Source organism: Nonomuraea sp. NPDC003707 (assembly GCF_053587055.1).
This window is the reverse complement of the sequence record NZ_JBSFNK010000014.1, coordinates 204,127-229,907: the sequence shown is the minus strand read 5'-3', so window position 1 is coordinate 229,907 and position 25,781 is coordinate 204,127. Positions and strand designations below refer to the sequence as shown.

24 protein-coding genes are annotated in these 25,781 nt (G+C 71.3%); 12 read left to right on the top strand and 12 right to left on the bottom strand.

Annotated features, from left to right (window positions below; all coding sequences use genetic code 11):
* Together ACWDRB_RS33385 and ACWDRB_RS33380 are read right to left on the bottom strand one after the other, a co-directional pair.
* The gene (locus ACWDRB_RS33385; RefSeq protein ID WP_449900425.1) at positions 1–1,344 is read right to left on the bottom strand and encodes an aldehyde dehydrogenase family protein; all 1,344 of its coding nucleotides are present in this window, start codon (positions 1,342–1,344) and stop codon (positions 1–3) included.
* Between the two features lie 9 nt (positions 1,345–1,353).
* A complete protein-coding gene (locus ACWDRB_RS33380) occupies positions 1,354–2,724 on the bottom strand; it encodes a glutamine synthetase family protein (protein WP_449900423.1) in 1,371 nt (456 codons plus the stop codon).
* Positions 2,725–2,848: 124 nt separating this feature from the next.
* Between ACWDRB_RS33380 and ACWDRB_RS33375 the strand changes: the two genes are divergently transcribed.
* A complete protein-coding gene (locus ACWDRB_RS33375; RefSeq protein ID WP_397368816.1) occupies positions 2,849–3,553 on the top strand; it encodes a FadR/GntR family transcriptional regulator in 705 nt (234 codons plus the stop codon).
* Positions 3,554–3,599: 46 nt separating this feature from the next.
* Positions 3,600–4,355 carry a hypothetical protein gene (locus tag ACWDRB_RS33370; protein WP_449900420.1) on the top strand — a complete coding sequence of 252 codons (756 nt, stop codon included), beginning with the start codon at positions 3,600–3,602 and terminating at the stop codon, positions 4,353–4,355.
* Positions 4,356–4,376: 21 nt separating this feature from the next.
* Here the strand turns inward: ACWDRB_RS33370 and ACWDRB_RS33365 are convergent, their stop codons facing one another.
* The 5 genes from ACWDRB_RS33365 to ACWDRB_RS33345 form a co-directional block, all read right to left on the bottom strand.
* A complete protein-coding gene (locus tag ACWDRB_RS33365; protein ID WP_449900418.1) occupies positions 4,377–5,177 on the bottom strand; it encodes an SGNH/GDSL hydrolase family protein in 801 nt (266 codons plus the stop codon).
* A complete protein-coding gene (locus ACWDRB_RS33360; RefSeq protein WP_449900416.1) occupies positions 5,174–5,749 on the bottom strand; it encodes a PadR family transcriptional regulator in 576 nt (191 codons plus the stop codon). Before ACWDRB_RS33360 ends, ACWDRB_RS33365 begins: the two co-directional genes overlap by 4 nt.
* 59 nt (positions 5,750–5,808) lie before the next feature.
* Positions 5,809–7,284: a nickel/cobalt transporter gene (locus ACWDRB_RS33355; protein ID WP_449900414.1), complete on the bottom strand. Its 1,476-nt coding sequence runs from the start codon at positions 7,282–7,284 to the stop codon at positions 5,809–5,811.
* Entirely contained in the window at positions 7,281–8,480 is a 1,200-nt protein-coding gene (locus ACWDRB_RS33350) for a tetratricopeptide repeat protein (RefSeq protein ID WP_449900412.1), read from the bottom strand. The genes ACWDRB_RS33355 and ACWDRB_RS33350 overlap by 4 nt, the downstream gene beginning before the upstream one ends.
* A gap of 154 nt (positions 8,481–8,634) precedes the next feature.
* Positions 8,635–10,011: a DUF4331 domain-containing protein gene (locus ACWDRB_RS33345; RefSeq protein ID WP_355207199.1), complete on the bottom strand. Its 1,377-nt coding sequence runs from the start codon at positions 10,009–10,011 to the stop codon at positions 8,635–8,637.
* 229 nt (positions 10,012–10,240) lie between these two features.
* On the opposite strand from ACWDRB_RS33345, the gene ACWDRB_RS33340 reads away from it, so the two are divergent.
* From ACWDRB_RS33340 to ACWDRB_RS33330, 3 genes are all read left to right on the top strand, one after another.
* Positions 10,241–11,947, top strand: coding sequence for an ABC transporter ATP-binding protein (locus ACWDRB_RS33340; protein WP_449900409.1), 1,707 nt, complete (start codon positions 10,241–10,243; stop codon positions 11,945–11,947).
* Between the two features lie 52 nt (positions 11,948–11,999).
* Positions 12,000–13,649: a urocanate hydratase gene (gene hutU / locus ACWDRB_RS33335; protein ID WP_350730174.1), complete on the top strand. Its 1,650-nt coding sequence runs from the start codon at positions 12,000–12,002 to the stop codon at positions 13,647–13,649.
* A gap of 83 nt (positions 13,650–13,732) precedes the next feature.
* Complete coding sequence (locus ACWDRB_RS33330) at positions 13,733–14,569, top strand: MurR/RpiR family transcriptional regulator (protein ID WP_355207193.1); 837 nt, start codon at positions 13,733–13,735, stop codon at positions 14,567–14,569.
* Here the strand turns inward: ACWDRB_RS33330 and ACWDRB_RS33325 are convergent.
* Genes ACWDRB_RS33325 through ACWDRB_RS33315 form a run of 3 tightly spaced genes read right to left on the bottom strand, consistent with a single transcriptional unit; the run spans position 14,549 to position 16,798 of the window.
* The gene (locus tag ACWDRB_RS33325) at positions 14,549–15,298 is read right to left on the bottom strand and encodes an ABC transporter permease (RefSeq protein WP_449900406.1); all 750 of its coding nucleotides are present in this window, start codon (positions 15,296–15,298) and stop codon (positions 14,549–14,551) included. The two genes, ACWDRB_RS33330 and ACWDRB_RS33325, sit on opposite strands and share 21 nt — an antisense overlap.
* Complete coding sequence (locus ACWDRB_RS33320) at positions 15,295–16,248, bottom strand: ATP-binding cassette domain-containing protein (RefSeq protein WP_449900404.1); 954 nt, start codon at positions 16,246–16,248, stop codon at positions 15,295–15,297. The genes ACWDRB_RS33325 and ACWDRB_RS33320 overlap by 4 nt, the downstream gene beginning before the upstream one ends.
* Before the next feature lie 16 nt (positions 16,249–16,264).
* Positions 16,265–16,798 carry a PadR family transcriptional regulator gene (locus tag ACWDRB_RS33315; RefSeq protein WP_449900401.1) on the bottom strand — a complete coding sequence of 178 codons (534 nt, stop codon included), beginning with the start codon at positions 16,796–16,798 and terminating at the stop codon, positions 16,265–16,267.
* Positions 16,799–16,854: 56 nt separating this feature from the next.
* On the opposite strand from ACWDRB_RS33315, the gene ACWDRB_RS33310 reads away from it, so the two are divergent.
* From ACWDRB_RS33310 to ACWDRB_RS33290, 5 genes are all read left to right on the top strand, one after another.
* The gene (locus ACWDRB_RS33310) at positions 16,855–17,541 is read left to right on the top strand and encodes an SDR family oxidoreductase (RefSeq protein WP_449900399.1); all 687 of its coding nucleotides are present in this window, start codon (positions 16,855–16,857) and stop codon (positions 17,539–17,541) included.
* 26 nt (positions 17,542–17,567) lie between these two features.
* Positions 17,568–18,737: an allantoate amidohydrolase gene (locus tag ACWDRB_RS33305; RefSeq protein ID WP_449900396.1), complete on the top strand. Its 1,170-nt coding sequence runs from the start codon at positions 17,568–17,570 to the stop codon at positions 18,735–18,737.
* On the top strand, positions 18,728–20,050 hold the full coding sequence (locus ACWDRB_RS33300) for a formimidoylglutamate deiminase (protein ID WP_449900393.1): 1,323 nt from the start codon (positions 18,728–18,730) through the stop codon (positions 20,048–20,050). Before ACWDRB_RS33305 ends, ACWDRB_RS33300 begins: the two co-directional genes overlap by 10 nt.
* Positions 20,047–21,192, top strand: a complete 1,146-nt coding sequence (gene hutI, locus ACWDRB_RS33295) for an imidazolonepropionase (RefSeq protein WP_449900391.1) — start codon at positions 20,047–20,049, stop codon at positions 21,190–21,192. The genes ACWDRB_RS33300 and hutI overlap by 4 nt, the downstream gene beginning before the upstream one ends.
* A 106-nt stretch (positions 21,193–21,298) precedes the next feature.
* Complete coding sequence (locus tag ACWDRB_RS33290; protein ID WP_192790669.1) at positions 21,299–22,240, top strand: sigma-70 family RNA polymerase sigma factor; 942 nt, start codon at positions 21,299–21,301, stop codon at positions 22,238–22,240.
* Between the two features lie 328 nt (positions 22,241–22,568).
* On the opposite strand, the gene ACWDRB_RS33285 is transcribed toward ACWDRB_RS33290, so the two are convergent.
* Positions 22,569–23,135 (bottom strand): TetR/AcrR family transcriptional regulator, encoded by a 567-nt coding sequence (locus tag ACWDRB_RS33285; RefSeq protein ID WP_449900388.1) that lies wholly within the window; start codon positions 23,133–23,135, stop codon positions 22,569–22,571.
* An 82-nt stretch (positions 23,136–23,217) separates the two neighbouring features.
* On the opposite strand from ACWDRB_RS33285, the gene ACWDRB_RS33280 reads away from it, so the two are divergent.
* Positions 23,218–24,021 carry an alpha/beta fold hydrolase gene (locus ACWDRB_RS33280; RefSeq protein ID WP_355207173.1) on the top strand — a complete coding sequence of 268 codons (804 nt, stop codon included), beginning with the start codon at positions 23,218–23,220 and terminating at the stop codon, positions 24,019–24,021.
* 9 nt (positions 24,022–24,030) lie between these two features.
* The gene (locus ACWDRB_RS33275) at positions 24,031–24,813 is read left to right on the top strand and encodes an MOSC domain-containing protein (RefSeq protein WP_449900385.1); all 783 of its coding nucleotides are present in this window, start codon (positions 24,031–24,033) and stop codon (positions 24,811–24,813) included.
* On the opposite strand, the gene ACWDRB_RS33270 is transcribed toward ACWDRB_RS33275, so the two are convergent.
* Positions 24,794–25,723, bottom strand: a complete 930-nt coding sequence (locus ACWDRB_RS33270) for an ABC transporter substrate-binding protein (RefSeq protein WP_355207167.1) — start codon at positions 25,721–25,723, stop codon at positions 24,794–24,796. The two genes, ACWDRB_RS33275 and ACWDRB_RS33270, sit on opposite strands and share 20 nt — an antisense overlap.
* Between the last annotated feature and the right edge of the window lie 58 nt (positions 25,724–25,781).

The window sequence follows — 25,781 nt, the reverse complement described above, 5'->3', positions numbered from 1 at the left end:
TCACTCCCAGGAGATGAAGACGTTCTTGGTCTCGGTGAACGCCGCGAGGGCGTCGGGGCCGAGCTCCCTGCCGAGACCGGACTGCTTGAAGCCGCCGAAGGGGGTCCAGTAGCGGACCGACGAGTGCGAGTTGACCGAGAGCGCGCCCGACTCGACGGCCCTGGCCACGCGTAGCGCCCGCCCGACGTCGCGGGTCCAGATGGAGCCGCTCAGGCCGTACGGGGTGTCGTTCGCGATGCGTACGGCCTCCGCCTCGTCTTCGAAGCGCACCACGGACATGACAGGACCGAAGATCTCCTCGGTGAAGGCCGGGTCGGTGAGCTCCGGCGTCAGCACGGTCGGCGGGAACCAGAAGCCCTTGCCCTCGGGGCAGGATCCCTGCAGGTAGGGGGTGCCCTGGACGAAACCGCGCACCCGGTCGAGGTGTTCGGCGCTGATCAGCGGGCCCATGTCGGTGCCCTCGTCGAGCGGGTCGCCGACCGTGACGCCCCGCACGGCCGCCGTCAGGCGCTCCATGAACTCGTCGTACACCGCGGCCTGGACGAGGAGGCGGGAGCGGGCGCAGCAGTCCTGGCCCGAGTTGTCGAAGACCGCGTACGGCGCCGTCCTCGCGGCCCTGTCGAGGTCCGCGTCGGCGAAGACGATGTTGGCGGACTTGCCGCCCAGCTCCAGCGTGACCCGCTTGACCTGCCGGGCCGCCTTGGCGGCGATCTCCTTGCCCACCTCGGTCGAGCCCGTGAACACGATCTTCGCCACGCCGGGATGCTCGACGAGCCGGGCCCCCGCGACCTCCCCTGCCCCAGGCAGCACCTGGAGCACCCCCTCGGGGAGGCCCGCGGCGAGGGCCAGCTCCGCCAGCCTCAGCGCGGTCAGCGGGGTCCATTCGGCCGGCTTGACGATCACCGTGTTGCCGGCCGCGAGCGCCGGGGCCACGCCCCAGGTCATGATCACCATGGGGAAGTTCCACGGCACGATGACGCCGACGACGCCCAGCGGCTCCTGGAACGTGATGTCCACGCCGCCCGGCACCGGGATCTGCTTGCCGTGGTTGCGCTCGGGGGCGCCTGCGTAGAAGTGCAGCACGTCGCGGACGTTGCCGGCCTCCCACCGGGCGTTCCCGATCGGGTGCCCGGAGTTGGCCAGCTCCAGCCGCGCCAGCTCCTCGCCGTGCTCGTCCACCAGGCCGGCGAACCTGCGCAGCAGCCGCGCCCGGTCCCCGGGCGACACCTCGCGCCAGGTCGCGTACGCGGCCCTGGCACGCTCCACCGCCCGGTCCACCTCGGCGGCGTCGGCCAGTTCGACGTCGGCGAGGACGTCCTCCGTCGCCGGATTAACGATCTTCATGTGCTTCTTTCACATCCGCTCGAAACCACGGAACAGCTCCCAATCCGTCACCGCCGCGTCGAACGCGGCCAGCTCCACGCGCGCGTTGTTCGCGTAGTGCTCGACCACGTCCTCGCCGAACGTCTCGCGGGCCAGTTTCGACCCCTCGAACAGCGCCAGCGCGTCCCGCAGCGTGTGGGGCACGCTCTCGGCGCCGGAGTCGTAGGCGTTGCCCTCGAACGCGCTCTCCAGCGGCAGCTCGTTGTCGATGCCGTGCAGCCCGGCCGCGATCAGCGCGGACACCGCGAGGTACGGGTTGACGTCGCCGCCCGGCACCCGGTTCTCCACGCGCAGCGACGGGCCGTGGCCGACGAGCCGGAGCGAGCAGGTGCGGTTGTCCACGCCCCACTTGACGGCCGTGGGCGCGAAGCTGCCGGGGACGTAGCGCTTGTAGGAGTTGATGTTGGGGGCGTACAGGAGGGTGAGCTCGCGCAGGCAGGCGAGCTGCCCGGCGATGAAGCGGGCGCCGAGCGGGGAGAGCCCGTGCGGCCCGTCGCCCGCCATCACCGGATCCCCGTCGCCGCCGCGCAGCGAGATGTGGATGTGGCAGGAGTTGCCCTCGCGCTGGTTGGGCTTGGCCATGAAGGTGATCGACCTGCCCTCCTGGGCGGCGATCTCCTTCGCGCCGTTCTTGTAGATGACGTGGTGGTCGCAGGTCCTGAGCGCCTCGTCGTAGCGGAAGGCGATCTCGTGCTGGCCCAGGTTGCACTCGCCCTTGGCGGACTCGACGTACAGGCCGGAGCCTTCCATGTTCTGGCGGATCCGCCGCAGCAGCGGCTCGATGCGGGCGGTGCCGAGCAGCGAATAGTCCACGTTGTAGAGGTTGGACGGTGACATGTCCCGGTAGCCGCGCTTCCAGGCGTCCTCGTAGCTGTCCTCGTAGACGATGAACTCCAGCTCGGTGCCCACGTACGCGGCCAGTCCCCGCTCGGCGAGGCGGGCGAGCTGTCTGCGCAGGATCTGCCGGGGCGAGGCGGTCACGTCGCCGCCGCCCTCCCAGGCGAGGTCGGCCATCAGCATGGCGGTCCCCTCGTGCCACGGCACCCTGCGCAGCGTCGCGAGGTCCGGCTTCATCACGAAGTCGCCGTAGCCCCGCTCCCAGGACGACATCGCGTAGCCGCCGACGGTGTTCATGTCCACGTCGACGGCGAGCAGGTAGTTGCACCCCTCGGAGCCGTGGTGCAGCACCTCTTCGAGGAAATAGCGGGCGGACAGCCGCTTGCCCTGCAGCCTGCCCTGCATGTCGGCGATCGCGAGGAGCACGGTGTCGATGCGCCCGAGCGCCACCTCGTCGCGCAGCTCGCTGACGGAAAGGAACCCGGTGCTCGATCGCTCGCTCACGCTATCCCCGCTCCGATCTGGTCAGAGGCGCTTTCCCGTTGATTGGGCTAGTCTTAGACCATTGATGTGTACGCGGGATCCGTTGTCAAGACCTGAGGACACGTTGGACGAGTCGGCGCGTTTGATGACGGTGTTGCGCCCGGTGCGGGCCGGCAACGCCTTCGAGGAGACGGTGGAACGGCTGCTCCAGGCCATCAAGCTCGGTGTGGTCCCGCCCGGCGACAAGCTCCCGCCGGAGCGCGAGCTGGCCGTGCGGCTCGGCATCAGCCGGGTCACCCTGCGCGAGGCGATCCGCGCGCTGTCGGACGCGGGCTATCTCGACGTGCGGAGGGGCCGCTACGGGGGAGCCTTCGTCACCTACGTTCCCCCCAAACCGGACGCGGGCGAGCTGCGGCAGGTCGTGGCGGAGATGGGCAGCGACGACCTGTCGGACGCGCTCACGTTCCGCCTGGCGGTGGAGTGCGGGGCGGCCCAGGTGCTGGCCGCGTCCCGCCTCGCGGAGGACAGGCGGGAGGTGCTGCTCCGCCGGCTGTCGGAGCTGAACGAGGCCCCGATCGAGGACTACCGCCGCCTCGACACGGCCTTCCACCTGTCCATCGCCGAGCTGACCGGCTCCACCCTGCTCGCCACGGCGTGCGCGGACGCCCGCTCGCGGGTGAGCGACCTGCTGAACGCGATCCCCATGCTCCAGGTCAACCTCGATCATGCCGCAAGCCAGCACCAGGCGATCGTGGACGCCATCCTGGCCGGGGACCCGGACGGGGCCCGCCGGGCGGTCACCGAGCACCTGGAGGGCACAGCTGCCCTTTTGCGGGCCTTCCTCGCTTGACGGTCTAGAAGGTGCAGGAGCCCTCGTACCATCTCTTTCTAGAGTCATGGGGAACTGGTTCGAGCACAACATCGTCGCTACAGGACGGCTGCCGCTGTTCTGTTATTTCGTCACGCTCATCGTGGCGTTCATCGCCACGCGCATCAACGTCCGCCTGATCAGGGCGAAGATCGGCTGGTTCCGCAACCTGAACGTGGGCGAGATGCACATCCACCACATCGTGTTCGGCGTCGTGCTGATGCTGGTCGGCGGGGTCAGCGGGCTCATCGTGTCCTCCGCCTCGCAGGTCGGCTACGCCGTCGCGGCCTCCGTCTTCGGCATCGGGTCGGCGCTCGTGCTGGACGAGTTCGCGCTGATCCTGCACCTGCACGATGTGTACTGGGAGGAGGAGGGGCGCACCTCGGTGGACGCGGTCTTCATCGCGATCGCCGTCACCGGCCTGCTCCTCATCGGCCTGCGTCCCCTGACCTGGGACTACGGCACCCTGGTCAACCCCGGCGCGCTCATCGTGGCCAACCTGGCGCTCGCCGTCGTCACCCTGCTCAAGGGCAAGATCTGGACGGGGATGGCCGGCCTGTTCGTGCCGCCGATGCTGGTGGTGGGCGCGCTACGGCTGGCCCGCCCCGGCTCCCCGTGGGCCCGCTGGTTCTTCGCCCAGCGCTCGCCGCGCAAGATGGCCAAGGCCATCCACCGGGAGGAACGGTGGCGGCGGCCGGCGATCAGGGCCAAGATCGCCTTCCAGGAGTTCCTCTCAGGGCGTCACGATCTCCCTTCCACGCGGCGCGGCCGTCGGCACACCTGAGCCGGATGACGGGGACATCGGCTACGACGACCCGGATGTGCCGGACATCGGCTGACCTCCGGCGATCATCGGGGTGAGCAGCGGGCGTTTGGCGGTGCGGCCGTCGCCGGAGGACCGGCCGCGGAGGCGGCGGCCGATCCACGGGCCGGCGAAGGTGGCCAGCCAGCGCAGCTCCGTCGACGCCGCGCGCCAGGCGCCCGGGGCGGGCAACGGCGTCAAAGGTGCCATCCACGTGTCGTCGCTGCCGGGCAGGTCCAGGGCGTGGGCGACGGCGGCGGCGAAGCGGGTGTGCCCGGCCGGGCTCGCGTGCAGCCGGTCGGCGCTCCACATCCGGGCGTCCGTGAAGTCGACCGCGAACGTGTCCAGCAGCGTGACCCCCGGGCGGGCGGCGGCGGCACGTACACGGGCGTTGAACTCGATCAGCCTGGGCCGGAGCGGGCGGGCCATCGGCGCGATCCTGGCGATGTCGGGGAAGGTCATGGTGACCACGTGCACGCCCTCGGCGGTCAGCCGGACGATCATTTCCTCCACGATGCCCGCCACTGTGGCGGCGTCGAAGCCGGGGCGGATGATGTCGTTCATGCCCGCCATGACCGTGACCAGGTCGGGGCGCAGCGCCAGGGCGGCGGGCAGCTGCTCGGCCTGGATCTCGGCCGCCTGGCGGCCGCGGACCGCGAGGTTGGCGTAGAGCAGGTCCGGGTCGGCGGCGGCCAGGTGCTCGGCGAGGCGGTCGGCCCAGCCGCGGTGGCCGGTGACGTCGTCGCCGTCCCCGAGGCCCTCGGTCTGGCTGTCGCCGATGGCGACATAACGCACGTAGGTCATCGCGTCGTCCTCTCCGCGTGGGCCGCGCGTTCGGTCAGGGTCCGGGCGGTCTTCAGGCACCAGTCGCGCATCTCGCGTTCCAGGCGGCAGCCGGCCAGGCAGGACAGGTAGGGACCGACGTTCTCGCCCCGGCGCAGGAACGTCTCCTCGTCCAGGTCACCGCGTATGCGCAGGAGGGTCTGCTCGAAGAAGGCGAGCCTGACCGCGGCCTCCTCCGCCCGCTCCCGGAGCTGCTCGATCACGGGCCCGGGGGCGACGTGATCCACGGCGTGCACCTTGACGGCGAGGTCGTCGCGGATGAGCAGGGGCTTGGGCGGGGTCGCGGCGAAGGCCGCCAGCTCGGCGGCCCCGGCCTCGGTGACCGTGAACACCCGTTTGTTGGGCCGGCCCGTCTGGACGACCTCCCGCCCCGCGATCAGCCCGTGGGCCTCCAGCTTGGTCAGCTCCGCGTAGAGCTGCTGAGGGGCGGCGTACCAGAAGTTGGAGACGCCGACGTCGAAGATCTTGGTGAGCTGGTAGCCGCTGTACTCGCCGCCGAGCAGGGCCGCCAGCACGGCATGCCTCAAAGCCATGAGTAGTCATGTCCATGAGTAGTCATGGACATGACTATAAAGGCGTAGATGTACGTACGCTAGAGGGTCGCCACCGAGCGGAGGGCCAGGCCCGCGCCGAGCAGCACCACCATCGCGGCCGTGCCCACCGGGGCCAGGCCCGAGAGCCTGGCGGCCAGGCGGCGGCCCGCCGAGGCGCGCTGTTCCAGGCGGTCCACCAGCTTGACCAGCAGGAGGCCGGTGGCGGTGAGGGTGGCGGCCATGCCGATGCCGTACGCGGTCACCAGCGCCACGCCGAACCAGGTGCGGCCGAGCGCGATGGCGCCGAGGAGCACGACGAGGGCCGACGGGCTGGGGACGAGCCCGCCCGCGATGCCGAGCCCCACCAACCCTGCCCGTTTTGTCGCCTCCGCGCCGTCGTGGCCATGCCCATGCCCGTGCCCATGACCGTGACCGTGCCCATGACCGTGACCATGCCCGTGTCCGTGGCCGTGCGGGGAGGTGCCGCGGCGGGCGTTCAGGAGGAGGCGGAAGCCGATGACGGCGATCAGCGCGCCGCTGGCCACCCCCAGCCACGCCAGCACGGACTCGCCCGCCAGCGCCGTGAACGCGCTCAGCAGCAGCCCCACCACCAGCACCCCGACCGTGTGCGTGGCCGTCACCGTCGCGCCCACCACGAGCGCGTCGCGCGGGCGTCCCCGCCGTCCGGCCAGGTACGCGGCCATGATGGTCTTGCCGTGCCCGGGGATCAGCGCGTGCCCGGCGCCCAGCACCACGGCCAGCCCGACCGCCAGCAGCCCGAGCGGGAGCGTCAGCGAGTCGGAGCCGATCAGCCCGGCGAACGTCCGGTCCAGGGCGGCCAGCGCGTCCCCGATTGGCCCGCCGATGCCGATCCCGCCGGACACGGTGCCACCGGGAGCGCCGGAGCCGCCCTGGCCGGGCAGGCCCGCGCCGGGTGCGACGGTCATCGTCGCGGTGCGCTGGTCGAGCGGATTCGCCAGCAGATCCTCGGGGTACGCGTGCAGCTCCTTGCTCACGCTCACCGACGGCACCGACGAACGGACCAGGCGCACCCCGTCGCCCACCGCCGTGATCTCCCGCCAGCCGATCCTGTCCTGCTCGAACCCGTCGGCGAACTCCACGGCCCCCGAGGCGCGGACTTCGGCCACGAGCCGGCAGGTCAGCCGGCTGGTCTGGAGGCCCCCTTGGCCGGGGGCGTAGGCGAAGGCGGAGCCGGCCACCCGCCACGGCACCGTCCGGCCCGCCACCGTGAGCCGCTGGGCGGCGGCCAGCGCGCCGCAGCGGCGGGCCGCGTACGAGGCGTCCACCTGCGGCTTGGCCTGCAGCGTGGGCAGTTCGGCCGCGTCCACGACGGCGAGGTTGCGCACGTCGGAGGGCGAGATCCGCAGCCCGTTGTAGTGGTTGACGGTGAAGTTGCCCAGCGGGTGCATCGCCACGGGCGCGGCCTTGGCCGCGGCGACCAGGACGACGCTCAGGCCCAGCGACAGCACCAGGCCCATCGCGACGGACAGCAGGCCGAGCCGGATGACTCTCATGAGAACCTCGCCAGTGCGGACAGTGTCGGGTCGAAGCCGGCGTCCACCTTGACGGACCGGCCCAGCGCCTGCTCGATCTTGGCGCGGTGGTACTTCAGCAGCGGGTTCTGCCAGCCGGTCGCCGTGGCCTTCTTGGCGTACGGCAGCGCCTCGGCCGGCTTGCCCGCCTTGAACAGGGCCCAGGCGAGGGCGTCGGCGGCGACGAGGTTCGGGTTGCGCGCGTACTCGGCCCTGGCGTGCTCGACCGCCAGCGCCGGGTCCCCGTGGTCGGCCTCGAACTCGGCCCAGGTCAGGTCGTCACGCACGCCCGCGGCCTGGAACAGCTTGCGCTGCGCCTTCAGCAGGGTCCAGTCGGCGGGCCGGCCCGCCTTGATCTGGGTCTCGCCCTGCTCGATCAGGTATTGGGGGAGCGGGAGGCGTTCGACGACGCTCTGGTAGAGGCCGAGCGCCTCGGTCAGCCGGCCGCTCAGCGCGGCGGTCCTGGCCTGGCCCGCGAGCGCCGGGGTGTAGCCGGGGTAGGACTGCAGGGCCTTGGCGTACCAGCCGGCCGCCGTGGCCAGGTCGCCGGAGTGGAGGGCCAGCTCGCCCAGGTAGTAGCGGGCGTAGGCGAGGTCGGCCGGCTGCCACGCGTCGTTCTGCGCCATTTCGAGGTACTTGCGGGCTCCGGCCCTGTCACCGCGCAGCTCGGCCGCGTACGAGGCGCGGGCGAAGGCCGCCACTCCGGGCCGCAGGCCCAGCATCTCGTCCACGGCCCGCCGCGCCCCGCGCAGGTCCCCGAGCTGGGTCCGCGCGTCGGCCAGCACGCCGTAGGCCGGGGCGCCGTACGGGTTGACGTCGATCGCGCGCTCGGCCAGCCGCACCGCCTCGGCGAAGTCGTGGCGCCCGGCGGCCAGCGCCGCCTGGCCGGTGAGCACCGCGTCGTCCTCGGCCCTCAGCTTGGCGGCCGTGGTGATCGCGCCCTCCGCCTTCGTGTAGTACGACGGGTCGCCGGTGATCCTGGCCTGGTCGACGTACTGGGAGGCGAGCTGGGCCCAGCCGCGGTAGTCGCCCGGCAGGCGCTTGAGCCGATCCTGCAGCGTCTCGGTGAACGGCTTGTCCGCCACCGGCCCCGGCGCGGGCGCCGCCGAGAACGAGAGGATCGTGAAGGTCATGGCCCCGATGAGGGCAAGCCCGGCGAATATCACGAAGGCACGCATGTCCAAGGCTCCAGGGTGCTGGGGAGTTGGCCGGCCGGCCGTGACGGGGAGCACGGCCGGCCGGCCTCATGTCGGCGGCAGACGGTGGGAGAAGGGTGGTCTGCCGCCGGGGGCTGACCGGCCCGCTTGGAGAGGGAGCAGGCCGGTCGGGGAGTCAGCGCTGGTTCACCGCGACATTGCTGGGCAGCGGGATGTACGGGAACGACTGGAGGATCGGCTTGTCGTTCCTGTCCACCTTGTCCGTCAGCCCGGGCACGAGCTTGCCGGTCACCGCGGCGCCGGCCACGGCCTGCAGCTCGATGTCCACGACGTCGTCGATGAGACGGCGGCCGTTCGGGAACCCCTGGAGGTCACCGGCCAGCACGCCGAGGCGGTTCGGGTCCTTCGCGGGCGGGATCGCCATGTTCAGCCGCAGCATCTCGGAGGGGCGCAGCTTGCCCGCGTCCTTGTTGAGCACCTGCGAGTTCAGGTCGGCCTTGATCGGGCCGTTCTGCTTGGCGATGCCGGTCAGGAAGATCTCGACCAGGTCGTTGCGCGGGGTCGCGGGGGCCTTGATGCCGTAGATGGCCTCCAGCAGCCTGGCCACCTCGGGGTCGATGACCCGCTTGACCAGCGGCGCCACATCGGCGTCCTTCTCCGGGGGCAGGGCGTTGAAGGCGTCCTTGAGCCCGGCGGGCGAGACGACCTCGTTCACCAGCGGGTTGCACAGGCGCGAGACCTGCACGTACCTGCTGCCGTTGAACTTGTCGGTGGTCGAGCAGACGCCGATCACCGGGTTGCGCTTGACGTCGCCCTTGAGCGCCAGCTCGGAGGAGGGCACCTGGAGGGCCACGCTGTTCACGTTGTAGCCCCGGGTGGTGTCCTGGCCGACCTCGGACAGGTTGCCGCCGTAGAGCAGGTCGAACACGCGCAGGTCCAGGAAGAACGCCTCGTCCGCCTGGCCGGCGAACGACTTGCCGCCGCCGGGCAGGCTCTTGATGGACTGGGCGCGCAGGGTGCCGTAGTCGGGCATCGAGGCCGGGCCGACGTTGCTCGGCGCGACGATGCCGTCGCCGACCAGCGTCCGGGTGCCGCTGGGAGTGATCTTCCTGAGCGTGTAGCGCTGGCGGAAGAGCAGGTTCGGGTCGTCGAGCGAGGTGACGGGGCCGTTGTTGTACAGGAACGTGGTGTTGCCGCGCTTGTCCTCGTTGCGGAACGTCCACTCGTACGTGATGTCGGGCCTGGCGTCGCCGTCGTTGTCGATCTTTATGTTGTAGCGGGACTTGGTGGCGAACGGGTAGAAGTTCGGGCCGCCGTGGGGCTCCTCGAACGGGATCCAGTTGGCCAGCAGGGTCACCGTGTCGGCCTTGTCAGGGCTCACGAACGCGTACACGTCCGTGTTGTCGTGCTGGGGGTCGCCCGCGATCATGGGAGCCTCGCGGTGCGAGGAAGCGATGCCGGAGTCGGTGCGGAGCACGGCCAACGACGACGCGGCGACAGCTGCGGCGAGGCCAAGTCCGACTAGAGCGCGCCGGTTGATCCGGAGCTCCATTTTCGGTCCTTTCGGAAGGGCTGATCGTTTACTGCGAGGTTCCGGCCGGGTTCCTCGACGCCCTATTCGTCCGCCGGACGCTTCCGGATGTCGTCTCCTCCTCAAGAATGAGGGTCAACGAAAGTTGACATACTTAAGTCGTCAATCTAGGTTGACCCTGTCGAAGTGGTGCGGATCGCGCGGTCCCGTTCGTTAGAGCAAGTCGAGACATGTCGTGGAAGGAGATGTGGTGGTCAAGGAGTTGCTCTCCCACGTCCGCCCGCACCGGAAGATCCTGATCCTGGGCGGATTACTGGGCTTGATCGGCTCGGCGGCGGGTCTCGCCATGCCGTTGCTGGCCAAATACGTCGTGGACGCGTTCGGCGAGACCGGCTCGATGGCCGCGCCGTTGCTGGGGCTGACCGCGGCGGTGCTGATCGGCGCGGTCGTGTCGGCCGCCGGAAGCTACCTGATGGAGCGCACGGGCGAGGGCATCGTGCTCGGCGCCCGGCGCAAGCTCGTCGACCGGATGCTGAGGCTCAAGGTCGCCGACGTGGACCGGCTCAAGCCCGGCGACCTGCTGTCGCGGGTGACGGGTGACACGACCTTGCTGCGGGCCGTGCTGACCAACGGGATCGTCGAGTCCGTCAGCGCCACGTTCATGCTGGTCGGGGCGATCATCATGATGGCGACCATGGACGGCGTGCTGCTGCTGGTCACGCTGCTCGTGGTGGTGGTGATCGGCGGGCTCGTCGCGCTGATCATGCCGAGGATCCAGCGGGCGCAGACCCATGCCCAGGAGGCCGTGGGCGAGATGGGGGCCGTGCTGGACCGGGCGCTGCAGGCGTACCGGACCGTCAAGGCCAGCGGCGCGGAGGAGCGGGAGATCGCGGTGGTGGGCGACGCGGCGGTGCGCGCCCGCGACCGGGGGCTGCAGGTCGCCGGGTGGACGTCGCTCGCGGGAGTGGCGACGTGGATGGCAGTGCAGATCGCGTTCCTCGCCGTGCTGGCCGTCGGCGGAGCCCGGGTCGCGTCGGGGACGCTGGAGGTGTCGTCGCTGATCGCGTTCCTGCTGTACCTGTTCTACCTGGTGCCGCCGATCGGGCAGCTCGTCCAGGGCGGCGTCCAGCTCCAGCAGGGGCTGGCCGCGATGAAGCGGATCAAGGAGATCGAGGACCTGCCCGCGGAGCCGGTCGGCGCCGCCGTCGCGGGGACCTCCGAGCCGGTCGGGGTGACGTTCAGGGACGTGGTCTTCAAGTACGGCGACGACCGGCCGACCGTGCACGACGGGGTCACCTTCGAGGTGCCGCCCGGCGGGCTGACCGCGCTGGTGGGGCCGTCGGGCGCGGGCAAGTCGACGGTGTTCGCGCTGATCGAGCGCTTCTACGACCACCAGAAGGGGCTCATCGCCATCGGTGGGCGCGACATCCGCGACTGGCCGCTGGGCGAGCTGCGGGCCGCCCTCGGGTACGTCGAGCAGGACGCCCCCGTGCTGGCCGGCACCCTCCGGGAGAACCTGCTCTTCGCCGCCCAGGACGCCACCGAGGACGAGCTGCGCCGGGCCGTCGCCCGCACCAGGCTCGACGACCTGGTGGACAGGCTGCCCGAAGGGCTGGAGACGCCGGTCGGGCACCGCGGCGTGCTGCTGTCGGGCGGCGAGCGCCAGCGCGTCGCCATCGCCAGGGCGCTGCTGCGCAAGCCCCGGCTGCTGCTGCTCGACGAGGCCACCTCCCAGCTCGACGCGGTCAACGAGCTGCGGCTGCGCGAGGTCATCGCCGAGGTGGCCACGGAGACGACCGTGCTGGTGATCGCCCACCGGCTGTCCACCGTGACGAACGCGGACCGGATCGTGGTCATGGAAGGGGGTGGCGTACGGGCGATCGGGACGCACGACTCGCTGGTCGGGGAGGACGAGCTCTACCGGGAGCTGGCGGCCACCCAGTTCCTCGTCAGCTAATCCATGTACTCTGCGGGTGACATATGTGAATGTTTTCATTCAGGAGGTCACGATGAGCCGCAGCGTGCGCGCGCCGCGAGGCACGACGATCACCGCCAAGGGGTGGCCGCAGGAGGCGGCGCTCCGCATGCTCCAGAACAACCTGGACCCGGAGGTCGCCGAGCACCCCGAGCAGCTGGTCGTCTACGGCGGCTCGGGCAAGGCCGCGCGTGACTGGGCGTCGTTCGACGCGATGGTCAGGACGCTGACGACGCTCGAGGGCGACGAGACCCTCCTGGTCCAGTCGGGGCGCCCGGTGGGCGTGTTCCGCACCCACGAGTGGGCGCCCCGGGTGCTCATCGCCAACTCCAACCTCGTGCCCGACTGGGCCAACTGGGAGGAGTTCCGGCGGCTGGAGGCGGCCGGGCTCACCATGTACGGGCAGATGACCGCCGGGTCGTGGATCTACATCGGCACGCAGGGCATCCTGCAGGGGACGTACGAGACGTTCGCGGCCGTGGCGGCCAAGCGCTTCGGCGGGTCGCTCGCCGGGACGATCACGCTGACGGCCGGGCTCGGCGGGATGGGCGGCGCCCAGCCGCTGGCCGTTACCATGAACGGCGGGGTGGCGATATGCCTCGACTGCGACCCGCGCTCGGTCACCCGGCGGATCGAGCACCGCTACCTCGACGTGGAGGCGTCGTCGCTGGACGAGGCGCTGCGGCTGGCGTACGCGGCACGCGACGAGCGCCGTCCCCTGTCCATCGGGGTCGTCGCGAACGCCGCGGAGGCCGTGCCCGACCTGCTCGCCCGCGGGGCCGAGATCGACATCGTCACCGACCAGACCTCGGCGCACGACCCCCTCATGTACCTGCCTCTGGGGATCGCCTTCGAGGACATGGCCTCGGAGCGGGACAAGGACCCGGCCGGCTTCACCGAGCGGGCCCGGACCTCGATGGCGCGGCACGTGGAGGCGATGGTCGGGTTCAAGGACGCCGGGGCGGAGGTGTTCGACTACGGCAACTCCATCCGGGGCGAGGCGCAGCTGGCCGGTTACGGGCGGGCCTTCGACTTCCCGGGGTTCGTGCCCGCGTACATCAGGCCGCTGTTCTGCGAGGGCAAGGGCCCGTTCCGGTGGGCCGCCCTGAGCGGGGACCCCGCCGACATCGCCGCGACCGACCGGGCCATCCTGGAGCTCTTCCCCGAGAACGAGGGACTCGCCCGGTGGATCAGGAAGGCCGGGGAGAAGGTCCACTTCCAGGGGCTGCCCGCGCGGATCTGCTGGCTCGGGTACGGCGAGCGGAACGTCGCGGGGGAGCGCTTCAACGACATGGTGGCCTCGGGCGAGCTGCAGGCGCCCATCGTGATCGGGCGCGACCACCTCGACAGCGGCTCCGTGGCCTCGCCGTATCGCGAGACGGAGGCCATGGCGGACGGGTCGGACGCGATCGCTGACTGGCCCCTGCTGAACGCCATGCTCAACACGGCCTCGGGGGCCGCCTGGGTGTCCATCCACCACGGGGGCGGGGTCGGGATCGGCCGGTCCATCCACGCCGGCCAGGTGACGGTGGCCGACGGGACCGCGCTGGCGGGGGAGAAGCTCAACCGCGTGCTGACCAACGACCCTGGGACGGGGGTCATGCGGCACGTGGACGCGGGTTACGAGGAGGCCGCCGACGTGGCCGCCGCCCGCGGCGTCCGCATCCCGATGCGCGAATCCTGACCCACCGCGCTTCCGCCACCCATCTGGTGGGGGTCGTGAGGGTGGTGGGATGAGAATGCGGGGTGGGAAGCGTTGGAGGTGGCGTGGCGGACGGATATCACGGTGGGCTGAGCGTGCTGCTGGATGGCCGGAGGCTGTCGCCCGTGCAGCGGAGGATCGCGCACTACCTCACCGAGCATCTCGATGAGGCGATCTTCCTGTCCAGCGTGGAGCTGGCCGAGCGGGCCGGGGTGAGCCAGCCGTCCGTGACCCGGTTCGCGATGGTGCTGGGGTTCGCCGGATACCCCGAGCTGCGGCAGGCGCTGCGCCCGCTCGTGCTGGGCGGCGCGACGGTGGCGGAGCCGCAGGAGAGCCTGCTGCGCGGGGCCATCGACTGCGAGATCCGCAACCTCGCGATCGTCAGGGAGCGGCTGCCGGCCTTCCCGCTCAAGGAGCTCGGCGAGCAGCTGGCCGCCACCGAGCCGCTGCCCGTCGTGGGGCTGCGGGTCTCCTGCGGGCTGGCCACCACCTTCGCCTACTACGCCCGCCGCATCCACCCCGACGTGCGGCTGCTCACGCACGGCGGGTCGGAGCTGGTCGACGGGCTGCACGCGGCCCGCAGGGCGGGCGCGGAGTGGGTGGTGGCCGTGGTCCTGCCGAGGTATCCGGCGGAGGCCGTGCAGGCGCTGGAGTACGCGGAGAAGATGGGGCTGCGGGTGGCGGCCATAACGGATAAGTCGGATTTTCCGGCGGAGGTCGTGCTGGACGCCCCCGTCGGCGACCGGCTCGTGTTCGACTCGCACGCGGCGCCGCTCGCCCTGGCCATGGCCCTGGTCGAGGCCATGGCCGACGCGGCGCCGCTGCGCACCCAGGCCAGGCTCGAGGAGTACGAGCGGATGACCGACGAGACCGGTACGTTCCTACCCGGCGATCCTGCGTAGCGAGCGCATCGACCAGATCGTGGTGAGCAGCGCAAGCACGATGAACACCGCGAACGCGATCGGGATCGACGGGTCCGACAACCGCCCGGCGAACAGCGCCCGCCCCGCCTCGACCGCGTGGTAGAGCGGGTTGATCGGAGCGAGCGTCTGCATCCAGCCGGGCGCGTACGAGATCGGGATGAACAGCCCGGCCAGCAGCATGACCGGCAGCATGAAGAGGTTGAGCGTCTGCGACATGCCGTTCTCGTCGCGTACGGTCAGCGCCAGCCCCTGGGACAGCCCCGAGGCGAACAGCCCGGTGGCGGCCATGAGCAGCAGCACCAGGACCAGCTCGACGGCCCCGATGCGCACGCCCATCGCGATGGCCACGACGAGCACGAGGATCGCCTGGCACACCAGCACGACCATGTCCTTGGCCACCCGCCCGAGCACGATGGCCGGCCGCCAGGCGGGGCTGACGGCGTACCGTTCGAGCGAGCCGTTGCGCAGGTCGGCGATCAGCCCGAACCCCGAGAACAGCGCCCCGAAGACCGCGATCATCATCATCGACGCCGGCGTGAACATCCGCAGCGCGTCCACCGTCGAGCCGCCCGGCGTCAGCGACTTCAGCAGCGGCGCGAACATGAGCAGGTACAGCACCGGCTGCATGATGCCGAACAGCGGCCAGATCGGGTTGCTGAACGACTTCTTCAGCTCGTAGCCGGTGAACAGGACGGTGTGGCGGATCATGAGGCGGCTCCGGTGTCGCGGAGGGAACGGCCGGTCTTGGCCAGGAAGACGTCGTCGAGCGTGGAGCGGTCGAGCGCGATCGAGCTCAGCCCCAGCCCCTGCTCCTCAAGGGCCCGCAGCAGCGCGGGCAGCGTGTGCTCGCCGTCGTCGACGTAGACGCGCAGCAGGTCCTCGTCGACGCGGGTCTCGCGGGCGTACGGCTTGAGCGTGTCCGCGGCCCGCTCCGGGTCGTCCACCCTGAGCGTGATCACGTCGCCGGAGACCTCCCGCTTGAGCTCCCCGGGGGTGCCCTCGGCCACGACCAGGCCGTGGTCGACGATCATGAGGCGGTCGCACAGCGCGTCGGCCTCGTCGAGGTAGTGGGTGCTGAGCAGCACGCTCGTTCCGGCCTCGCGCAGCTGCCTGATGCGGTCCCAGAGGTTGGCGCGGTTCTGCGGGTCGAGGCCGGTGGTGGGCTCGTCGAGGAAGAGCAGCGGCGGGTTGTGCACCAGCCCGATCGCGATGGCCACGCGCCGCTTCTGCCCGCCCGACAGGGTACGGCCGGGGCGGTCGGCCATCTCGGTCAGGTCGAAGCGTTCCAGCACCTCCGCGGTGGCCTGCTTCGGGTCGGCCATGGCGTGGATCTTGGCGGCCATCATGATCTGGGCCCTGGCGCTCGTGGTGTCTTCAACACCGCCGGCCTGGCTCACGTACCCGAGCTTGCGCCGGACGGCGCTGGACTCTTTGAGCAGGTCGTGGCCCGCGATGGTGGCCGTGCCCGCGTCGGGGGCGATCAGCGTGGAGAGCATCCTGATCGTGGTGGTCTTGCCGGCCCCGTTGGGGCCGAGCACGCCGAAGATCTCGCCTTGCGCGACCTCGAGGTCCACCCCGCGGACGGCCTCGACGGTCTGCGTGCCCTTCCTGCTCCTGGTGGTGAACGTCTTTCGCAGGCCCTGCGCCTGAATGATCATTGGGGGGTTCAGCTCCTTAGGGCAATTCGTCGGCCTCAACCCGTTCGATGGCCTTCTCGACCCAGTCGAGCTGGGCCTGGACCATGGCTCTGTTGAGATGGAGGTTCTCGTCGATGTGCTGGGGAGCGCCGTAGCGCTGCTTGGCGCCGACGGCATGTCCGAGGATCTCGACGCTCATTCTGAGCTGCTGCTTCCTGCTGTAAAGAGCCTGCAGGAGTTCTGGTTTGTCCAGCCGGTGCATGAACGTCAGCGCCACCTGGAACGGGTCGACGATGGGCTTGACCTCGTGCCAGGCGGTCAGCAACATCCGGTGGAACTCTTCGCGGCCGTGCTCGGTCAGCTCGTAGACGACCTTGCCGCCCTTGCCCGCCTCGACGACGGCCAGGAGTCCTTCGTCGGCCATCTTGCTCAGCCCGTGGTAGATCGACCCGAAGGCGACGTTCGCCCATTGGTCGGCGCCCATCACCTCCAGCCGCCGCCGGACCCCGTAGCCGTTCATGGGGCCGTCGAGCAGAGCGCCGAGGATGAGGATGCGCGTCGAAGCAGACATGAGTACAAGTTTGTATTCAAATTTGAGCATCCGTCAACATCAATAAACTGATCTCCATGAACGAACGACCGACTGCGCTGGTCACAGGCGCTTCGCGCGGGATCGGCGCGGCCGTGGCCGAGGCGCTGGGCCCCACGCACCACGTGATACTCAACGGCCGCGACGAGGAGTCGCTGGCCGCCGTGGCGGCCGGGCTGCCCGACGCGCGGGTCTGGCCGGCGGAGCTGACAGCGGTCACGGAGGCGGAAGTCGCCGGGATCGAACGGCTCGACGTGCTCGTGCACTCCGCCGGGATCAACCGGATGGGCCGGATCGCCGACCTGCCCGCCGCCGCGTGGCGCGAGACGCTGGAGGTGAACGTCGTTGCGGTCGCCGAGCTGACCCGGCTGCTGCTGCCCGCCCTGCGCCGGGCCGAGGGGCACGTGGTCTGCGTCAACTCGGGTTCGGGGCAGCGGGCCAACCCCGAGTGGGGCGCCTACGCGGCCAGCAAGTTCGCGCTGAAGGCGTTCGCCGACGCGCTGCGGCTGGAGGAGCCGCGGCTGAGGGTGACGACCGTCTACCCGGGCCGGACGGCCACCGACATGCAGCGCGAGCTGCGTAGCTACGAGGGCGGCGAGTTCGAGCCCGAGAAGTACCTGACGCCGCAGAGCGTGGCGCGGGCCGTGCTGGCCGCCGTCACCGCGGGCCCCGACGCCCACCTCACCGAGCTGACCCTCCGTCCCAGGGGAGGGCCTGTCAACTGAATGGATCCATTCACTACAGTGGGGCCATGCTTGAACCACTCGCGCACATAGGACGGGATCCGGCGACCGGGGGCTACGTCAGGGACGCCTGGTCGGCCGCTGACATGGAGCTACGCGAGTGGTTCGCGGGCGAGGCCGGGCGACGGGGGCTCGACCTGCGCGAAGACCGCAACGGCAACCTCTGGGCATGGTGGGGCGACCCTTCCGGCCGCCCCGGCGTGGTGACCGGGAGCCACCTCGACTCCGTACGGCAGGGCGGCGCGTACGACGGTCCGCTCGGGGTCGTGTCGGCCTTCGCCGCCCTGGACCTCCTGAGGGAGCGCGGGACCACACCGGCCAGGCCGGTCGGCGTGGCCTGCTTCACCGACGAGGAGGGCGCCAGGTTCGGGGTACCGTGCATGGGGTCGAGGCTGCTCACGGGCGTGCTGGCGCCCGAGCGGGCCCTCGCGCTCACCGACGACTCCGGCGACACGCTGGCCGACGTCATGACGAAGGCCGGGCGGGCGCCGTACGAGCTGGGGCGGGACGACGAGACGCTCGCGACGGTCGGCACGTTCGTGGAGCTCCACGTCGAGCAGGGGCAAGCGCTCGTCCACGAGGGGCGGCCGGTGGGCGTGGCCGCGGCGATCTGGCCGCACGGACGCTGGCGCTTCGACTTCCACGGCCGGGCCGACCACGCGGGCACCACCCGGCTGGCCGACCGGGACGACCCGATGCTGCCGTTCGCCCGCATGGTGCTGGCCGCCCGCGCGGTCGCGGCGCGCCGCGACGTGGTGGCCACGGTCGGCAAGGTACGCGTCTCGCCGGGCAACGCGAACGCCATCCCCGGCCTGGTCTCTGCCTGGCTCGACGCCCGCGGGGCGGACGAGGCCGCCGTGCGCGCCCTCGTCGCCGAGCTGACCGAGGAGGCGGGGGCCACGGTGCGGGAGGAGTCGTGGACGCCGGTCGTCGACTTCGACGTGCCGCTCAGGGACCGCCTGGCCAGGGTCGCGGGAGGCGACACGCCCGCGCCCGTCCTGCCCACGGGGGCGGGTCACGACGCGGGGATCCTGGCCTCGGCGGGCGTCCCGAGCGCGATGTTGTTCGTCAGGAACCCCACCGGCGTGTCCCATTCCCCCGACGAGCACGCCGAGCGGGCAGACTGCGAGGCGGGAGTCGTCGCACTCGCGGACGTGCTGGAGGACCTGTGCCGCTGACCTACTGGTGCGAACAGGCCTGGCTCCCCGGCGGAGTCGCGGAGAGCGTGCTCATCGAGGTCGAGGGCGAACGGATCGCGAGCGTCGGCCAGGGCCCGCCGGGCACGGCCGAGCGCCTGCCGGGGATCACCGTTCCCGGCCTGGCCAACGCCCACTCCCACGCCTTCCACCGCGCGCTGCGCGGCACCGCCCAGGAGGGCAAGGGCGACTTCTGGACCTGGCGCGAGCGGATGTACGAGGTCGCGGGGGCTCTGGAGCCCGACTCCTACCTCCGGCTGGCCAGGGCCGTCTACGCCGAGATGGCGCTGGCCGGGGTGACCTGCGTGGGCGAGTTCCACTACCTGCACCACGGGCCGGACGGCCGCCCGTACGACGACGCCAACGAGATGGGCCACGCGCTGGTCCGCGCGGCCCGCGAGGCGGGCCTGCGCATCGCGCTGCTCGACACCTGCTACCTGACCGGCGGCATCGGCGCCCCGCTCACCGGCGCGCAGCTGCGCTTCACCGACGGCGACGCCGAGCGCTGGGCGGTCAGGGCCGACGACCTGGCGGCGGCCTACGAGGGGCAGCCCGACGTGGAGATCGGCGCGGCCATCCACTCCGTGCGCGCGGTGCCGCCGGAGCAGATGCCGGTCGTGGCCGAGTTCTCCCACCGGCACGCGGGCCCCCTGCACATGCACGTGTCCGAGCAGCCGGCCGAGAACGCCGCCTGCGTGGAGATGTACGCGGCCACGCCGGTCCAGGTGCTGCACGAGCGGGGCGCTCTGGGGCCGCGCTCGACCGCCGTGCACGCCACCCACCTGACCGACGTGGACATCGAGCTGATCGCCCAGTCCGGCACGCACATCTGCATGTGCCCCACCACCGAACGCGACCTCGCCGACGGCATCGGCCCGGCCAGGGCGGCGGCCGACCGGGGCGCGCAGATCACGCTCGGCTCCGACAGCCACGCCGTGATCGACCTGTTCGAGGAGGCGCGCGGGGTCGAGCTGGACGAGCGGCTGCGCAGCGGCAAACGCGGCAACTGGAGCGCAGCCGACCTGCTCGCCGCCGCGACCGTCAACGGCCACGCCTCCCTCGGCTTCCCCGACGCGGGGCTGCTGGTGCCCGGCGCGTGGGCCGACCTGGTGTCGGTACGGCTCGACTCCGTACGGACTGCGGGCGCGGGCGGGCCGGAGGCCGTGGTGTTCGCGGCGACGGCGGCGGACGTGCACTCGGTGGTCTCCGGCGGCCGCCGCGTCGTCACGGACGGGCGGCACCGGCTCGGCGACGTCGGATCCCTGCTGGCAGAGGCGATACGGAGGGTGAGATGAGCACGACGCTGATCGACGGGATCGGCTCGCTGTACACCGGCGACCCCGAGCGCGAGGAGATCCCCGACGCGGCGCTGGTCGTGGCGGACGGCCTGGTCGCCTGGGCCGGGCCCGCCGCGGAGGCCCCCGACGCCGACGAGCGGGTGGACGTCGAGGGCCGCGCCGTCATCCCCGGCTTCGTGGACAGCCACGCCCACCTGATCTTCGCCGGTGACCGGACGGCCGAGTTCCAGGCCCGCATGTCCGGCGAGCCGTACACCGGGGGCGGCATCAGGACCACGGTCGCCGCCACCCGGCAGGCCGGCGACGCCGAGCTGGCCGCCCATGCGCGTGCGCTGGTGGACGAGATGCTGGCCCAGGGCACCACGACCGTCGAGATCAAGAGCGGCTACGGCCTGACCGTCGATGACGAGCGGCGCTCGCTGGAGATCGCCGCCGGGCTGACCGGCGAGACCACGTTCCTGGGGGCGCACGTCGTGCCCGCCGGCATGGACGCCGACTCCTACGTGCGGCTGGTCGCCGGGGAGATGCTCGACGCGTGCGCCCCGCACGCCAGGTGGGTCGACGTGTTCTGCGAGCGCGGGGCCTTCGACGGCGACCAGACCCGCGAGATCCTGGGCGCCGGGCTCAAGGCGGGGCTGGGGTTGCGGGTGCACGCCAACCAGCTCGGGGAGGGGCCCGGCGTGCGCATCGCCTGCGAGCTGGGCGCCGCCTCGGCCGACCACTGCACCCATCTGACGCCGGCCGACGTGGACGCTCTGGCGTCGTCGGACACGGTGGCGACGCTGCTGCCGGGGGCGGAGTTCTCGACGCGGTCGCCGTACCCGGACGCCCGGCGGCTGATCGACGCGGGGGCGACCGTGGCGCTGGCGACCGACTGCAACCCGGGGTCGTCGTTCACGTCGTCGATGGCGTTCTGCGTGGCGCTGGCCGTACGCGAGATGCGGATGACGCCGCTGGAGGCGATCAGGGCGGCGACGTACGGCGGGGCGCGCGCGCTGCGCCGTACGGACGTAGGCTGGCTACGGCCCGGGGCCCGTGCGGACCTCGTCGTGCTCGATGCCCCCTCCTATGTACACCTTGCCTACCGGCCCGGCGTCCCCCTCGTTCACCAGGTGTTTCGCGGCGGTCTCCTCCTTTAGGAGGACATCCAGAACCATCCCAGCGACGTACTGCTTTAGGGAATCTTTGCGTCTGGCCGCACGTTGGCCGGATATAGAACGCAGCTGCGGAACGAGGTGCCAGGGGATGGCAAGGCCTACGGGGAGTCGCACGCAGGAGCAGCACATCGCTGAGCGCGATCTGCTGGGGACATATCTGGCCGAAATCGGCCGGGTCCCGCTGCTCACGGCGGAGGAGGAGGTGGAGCTCGCCAAGCGGATCGAGGCGGGTCTCTTCGCCGAGCAGCTGCTCGACAGTGGGGGCTCGGAGCCGCGCATCGGGGACGCGGCCGACGAGGAGCTGGAGCGCCTGGCCATTTCCGGCCAGCGGGCGAAGGACGAGTTCATCCAGGCCAACCTGCGCCTGGTGGTGGCGGTGGCCCGGAAATACTCGGGGCGGGGGATGCCCCTGATCGACCTGGTGCAGGAGGGGAACCTGGGGCTGGTCAGGGCGGTGGAGAAGTTCGACTACCGGCGGGGGTACAAGTTCTCCACGTACGCGACGTGGTGGATCCGGCAGTCGGTGGGGCGTGCCATCCACGAGCAGGCCCGCCCGGTGCGCCTGCCCACGCACGCGGGGGAGCAGATGACGCGGCTGATGCGGGTCCGCCGCGACATGCTGGCGGAGTTCGACGCCGAGCCCACGGACGACGATCTCGCCGAGATCCTCGACCTGCCGATCGAGCGCGTACGCGAGCTGCGGCGCTGGGCCTCCGACCCGGTCTCGCTCCAGCTCGGGGTGGGCGACGAGGACGAGACGGAGCTCGGCGACATGATCGCCGACGAGACGTGGGCCGATCCCGAGCAGCAGGCCATCGACATCCTGGAGCGCGAGCGGCTGGACCAGTGGCTGACGGGGCTCGAGGGCGACACCAGCGAGATGCTGCGGTGGCGGTACGGGCTGGTGGACGGGCGCGAGCACACGCTCACGGAGGTCGGGGAACGCTACGGCATCGGCCGCGACCGCGCCCGCCGCATCGAACGCGACGCCCTGGCCCGCCTCCGCAAAATGGCCACCGCAGCCGCCTGACCGGCCCCACCCGGGGCCCGCGGGTTGCCCGGTTTGCCCGCCGCGGTGGGCGCCGGGCCCCGCTGTACCACGCCCCGCCGACGCGGCGCCTGGGAATGGCGGGCGCGGGAGGGCGTGGTGGTGTGGCACGTCGGTCGTAACGACGCTTGGCGTCGGGGTGCTTGGCCGGGGATGCCGTCGTCGCGGGCGTCGACCCTGGTGCGTGGTGCGCCGGAGCGGTGCCGCCGCGCTTTTGTTGCGCCGCGTCGGTGGGCCGGTGTGCGGTGGAGCCCGGCGCCTTCGACGGCGGGCGGCCCGCGTTGGGCGTTGGCCGAGGCGCTGGTGGACTTCAGTGCCGGAGGATGCGGCGGAGGAACTCTTCGACGGCGGCCACCGCGGTCGTGGGGTCGCCGCCGCGGGCCACCATCAGGGCGCTCTCGTTGACGGCCGCCAGCAGCATGTGCGCGTGCAGGTCCAGGAACTCGGCCGGCACCGCCCCCGTGGCCCCCAGCGCCGCCTTCAGCATCCCGAACGAGTAGCGCTCCTCCATGGCCCGCCACCGTTCCCAGCCCATCACCGCGGGCGCGTCGATGAGGACGATGCGCTGGATGACCGGGTCTCCGGCGAGTGAGATCCAGGCCAGCACGCCGGCGCGGAGGGCCGCCGCCGGGTCGGTGATGCCGCGGACGGCTGCCAGGATCTTGCCGCCGATGGCCGACTCCGTGGCCTCCAGCACCGCCTCGAACAGGGCGTCCTTGCCGGCGTAGTGGTGGTACAGCGCCCCCCGGCTCAGCCCCGACTCCTGCAGCACCACCTCGATGGAGGTGTCGTCGTAGCCCCGGTCGGCGAACAGCCGCGTGGCGATCGCCAGGACCCTGTCGCGGGTGGCCGCGCCGCGTTCCGCCTTGAGGTTCATGGACCCACTGTAGACAAACCGACCGTCAGTCGGTAATTTCGTAGACCGACAGTCGGTTTGTAATCTGCCCAAGGAGGGTCCCATGGAGGGCATCAGCTACGTCGACGTGGGGGACGGGCCGGTCAGCCTGTTCGTGCACGGCGTCGGCACCAGCTCGTACCTGTGGCGCAACGTCATCGCCGCGTTCCGCGACGAGCGCCGCTGCGTGGCCATCGACCTGCCGTTGCACGGCGGCAGCGCCCCGCGTGACGATCTGTCGATCCCCGCGCTGGCCGAGGCCGTCGAGGAGTTGTGTGAGGGGCTCGGGCTCACCGAGGTGGATCTCGTCGCCAACGACACCGGCGGCGCTGTGGCCCAGGTCTTCGCCGTACGGCACCGCGAGCGCCTGCGTACGCTCACCCTCACCAACTGCGACGTCCACACCAACACCCCGCCCGAGGCGTTCAAGCCGACGGTCGACCTGGCCGCCAGGGGCGAGCTGGCCCCGCTCACCGCGCTCGTCCTGGACCAGCCGGAGCTCCTGGCCCAGACCGCGTACGGCGAGGGCTACGAGCGGATCGACGATCCGGCGGCGCTGGTGGAGGCGTACCTGCGGCCGATCTTCGCCAAGCCCGATGGCGGCCGTGCCTTCGAGCGCCTGCTGACCTCCATCGACGCCAAGGACATGATCGCCATCGAGCCGCAGCTCACCGTGCTCACCGTGCCGACGCTCCTGGTCTGGGGCACGGGAGACGTGTTCTTCGACGTGAGCTGGGCCCGGTGGCTGCGGGACACGATCCCCGGCGTCAAGGAGATCGTCGAGATCGAGGGCGGGCGGTTGTTCTTCCCCGACGATCGGGCGGATGAGCTGGTGCCGCATCTGAGGCGGTTCTGGGCGCAGCCGTAAGATCGCCCCATGTATCTGGAGGCCGTGCGGCGCTACCCCGTCAAGTCGATGCTGGGGGAGGAGCTGACCGAGAGCGAGGTCACCGAGCGCGGGCTGGCCGAGGACCGTGCGCGGGCGGTGCTCGACGTCGCCACCGGGAAGATCGCCAGCGCCAAGAACCCCCGCCTCTGGCGCGGCCTGCTCACGATCGAGGGCGCCGGGGTCCCCGGCGACGAGGAGCTGTCGGCGCTGCTCGGGCGTGAGGTGCGGCTGATCGACGTGCCTCCGGAGGGCGCCGAGTTCGAGCGCTCGGTGCCGGAACGGGTGCTGGCCGAGGGCATCGAGGCGGAGGTCCCCCACACCGTCGGCACGCTCGGCGGCGCCTCGCCCGCCGGGACGTTCTTCGACTTCGCCCCGATCCACCTCATCACGACCTCCGCGGTCGCGCGGATCGGCGCGCTCGGCCCGCGTGGCACCGTCGAGGCCCTCCGCTACCGGCCCAATCTGGTGATCGGGACGGAGGCGGAGGGCTTCGTGGAGAACGACTGGGTGGGACGCGAGCTGCGCATCGGTGACGAGGTGGTGCTGGCGGTGATCGTGGCCAGCCCGCGCTGCGCGGTGCCGACGCTCGAACACGGGAGCCTCGGACGCGATGCCGACGCGCTGCGCACGGTGGCCAGGCACAACCGGGTGCCCGTGTTCGACATGGGGCCGCAGCCCTGCGCGGGGGTGTACGCGCGAGTGGTGCGGCCCGGGAGGGTCAGGAAAGGCGACCGGGTACGCCTGACGCGGCCTACGACGCCAGCGGCGTGAGGTACTTGTCCAGGTCGTCCAGGATCTTGCCGGCCGCCGTGACGCCGATTCCGGTCATCCAGATCTCGTCGTCCACGTTGTGCGCGTTGTCCGACTTGACCGCGCCGAGGTTCTTCCACAGCGGCCCGCCGGTGACCGTGGTCTGCGACTTGACGGCCGCCTCCCCGTACGCGGTGTAGAAGATCGCGTCGGCGTCCGCCTGGGCGATGTTCTCCTGGCTCAGCTTGCCGAAGCGCTTGTCGGCCTGGTCGGCCAGCTTCTGCGCCTCGGGCCGCTGGATGCCCGCGTCGCCCACCACGATGCCGCTGAAGGACTCGGGCCCGTACATGCGGATCTCGGTGGGCATGAACCGCACGATGCTCACCTTCAGCTTCGAGAACTTCGCGCCCACCTCCTTGGCCCGCGTCTCATAACCCGACAGCAGCTGCTGGGCCTGGTCCTTCTTGCCCAGCGCCTCGGCGTCGAGCAGGAAGTTGTCCTTCCAGGTGATGCCCACCTTCTCGGTGAACACGGTCGGCGCGATCTTGCTGAGCTTGTCGTAGAAGGCCTCCTGCCGGAACTTGCTGCCCAGGATGAGGTCCGGCTTGAGCGCCATGATGGCCTCGATGCTGGGGGCCTGGGTGGTGCCGACCGCCTTGGTGGCCGACAGGGCCGAGCCGAGGTAGGCGGGCCACTTCTGGTTCTGGGAGGCCTGCGCCGCGCCGACGGGCGCCAGGCCGAGGGAGACCATCGTGTCGAGTTTGTCCGTGTCGAGCACCACCACCCGCTTGGGGGTCATCGGCACCTTCGTCTCGCCCATGGCGTGCTTGACGGTCCGGGTCGGTCCCGCCTCCTGCGAGGACGTGGAAGTGCCGCAGGCGGCGAGGGCGAGGACGGGGAGCATGGCGGCGACGGCCAGGCGAAGACGCATTCGGCATTCCTTGATCGAAGGTTAGGCAAACCTAAGTATCTCACGGCTGATATTGCTG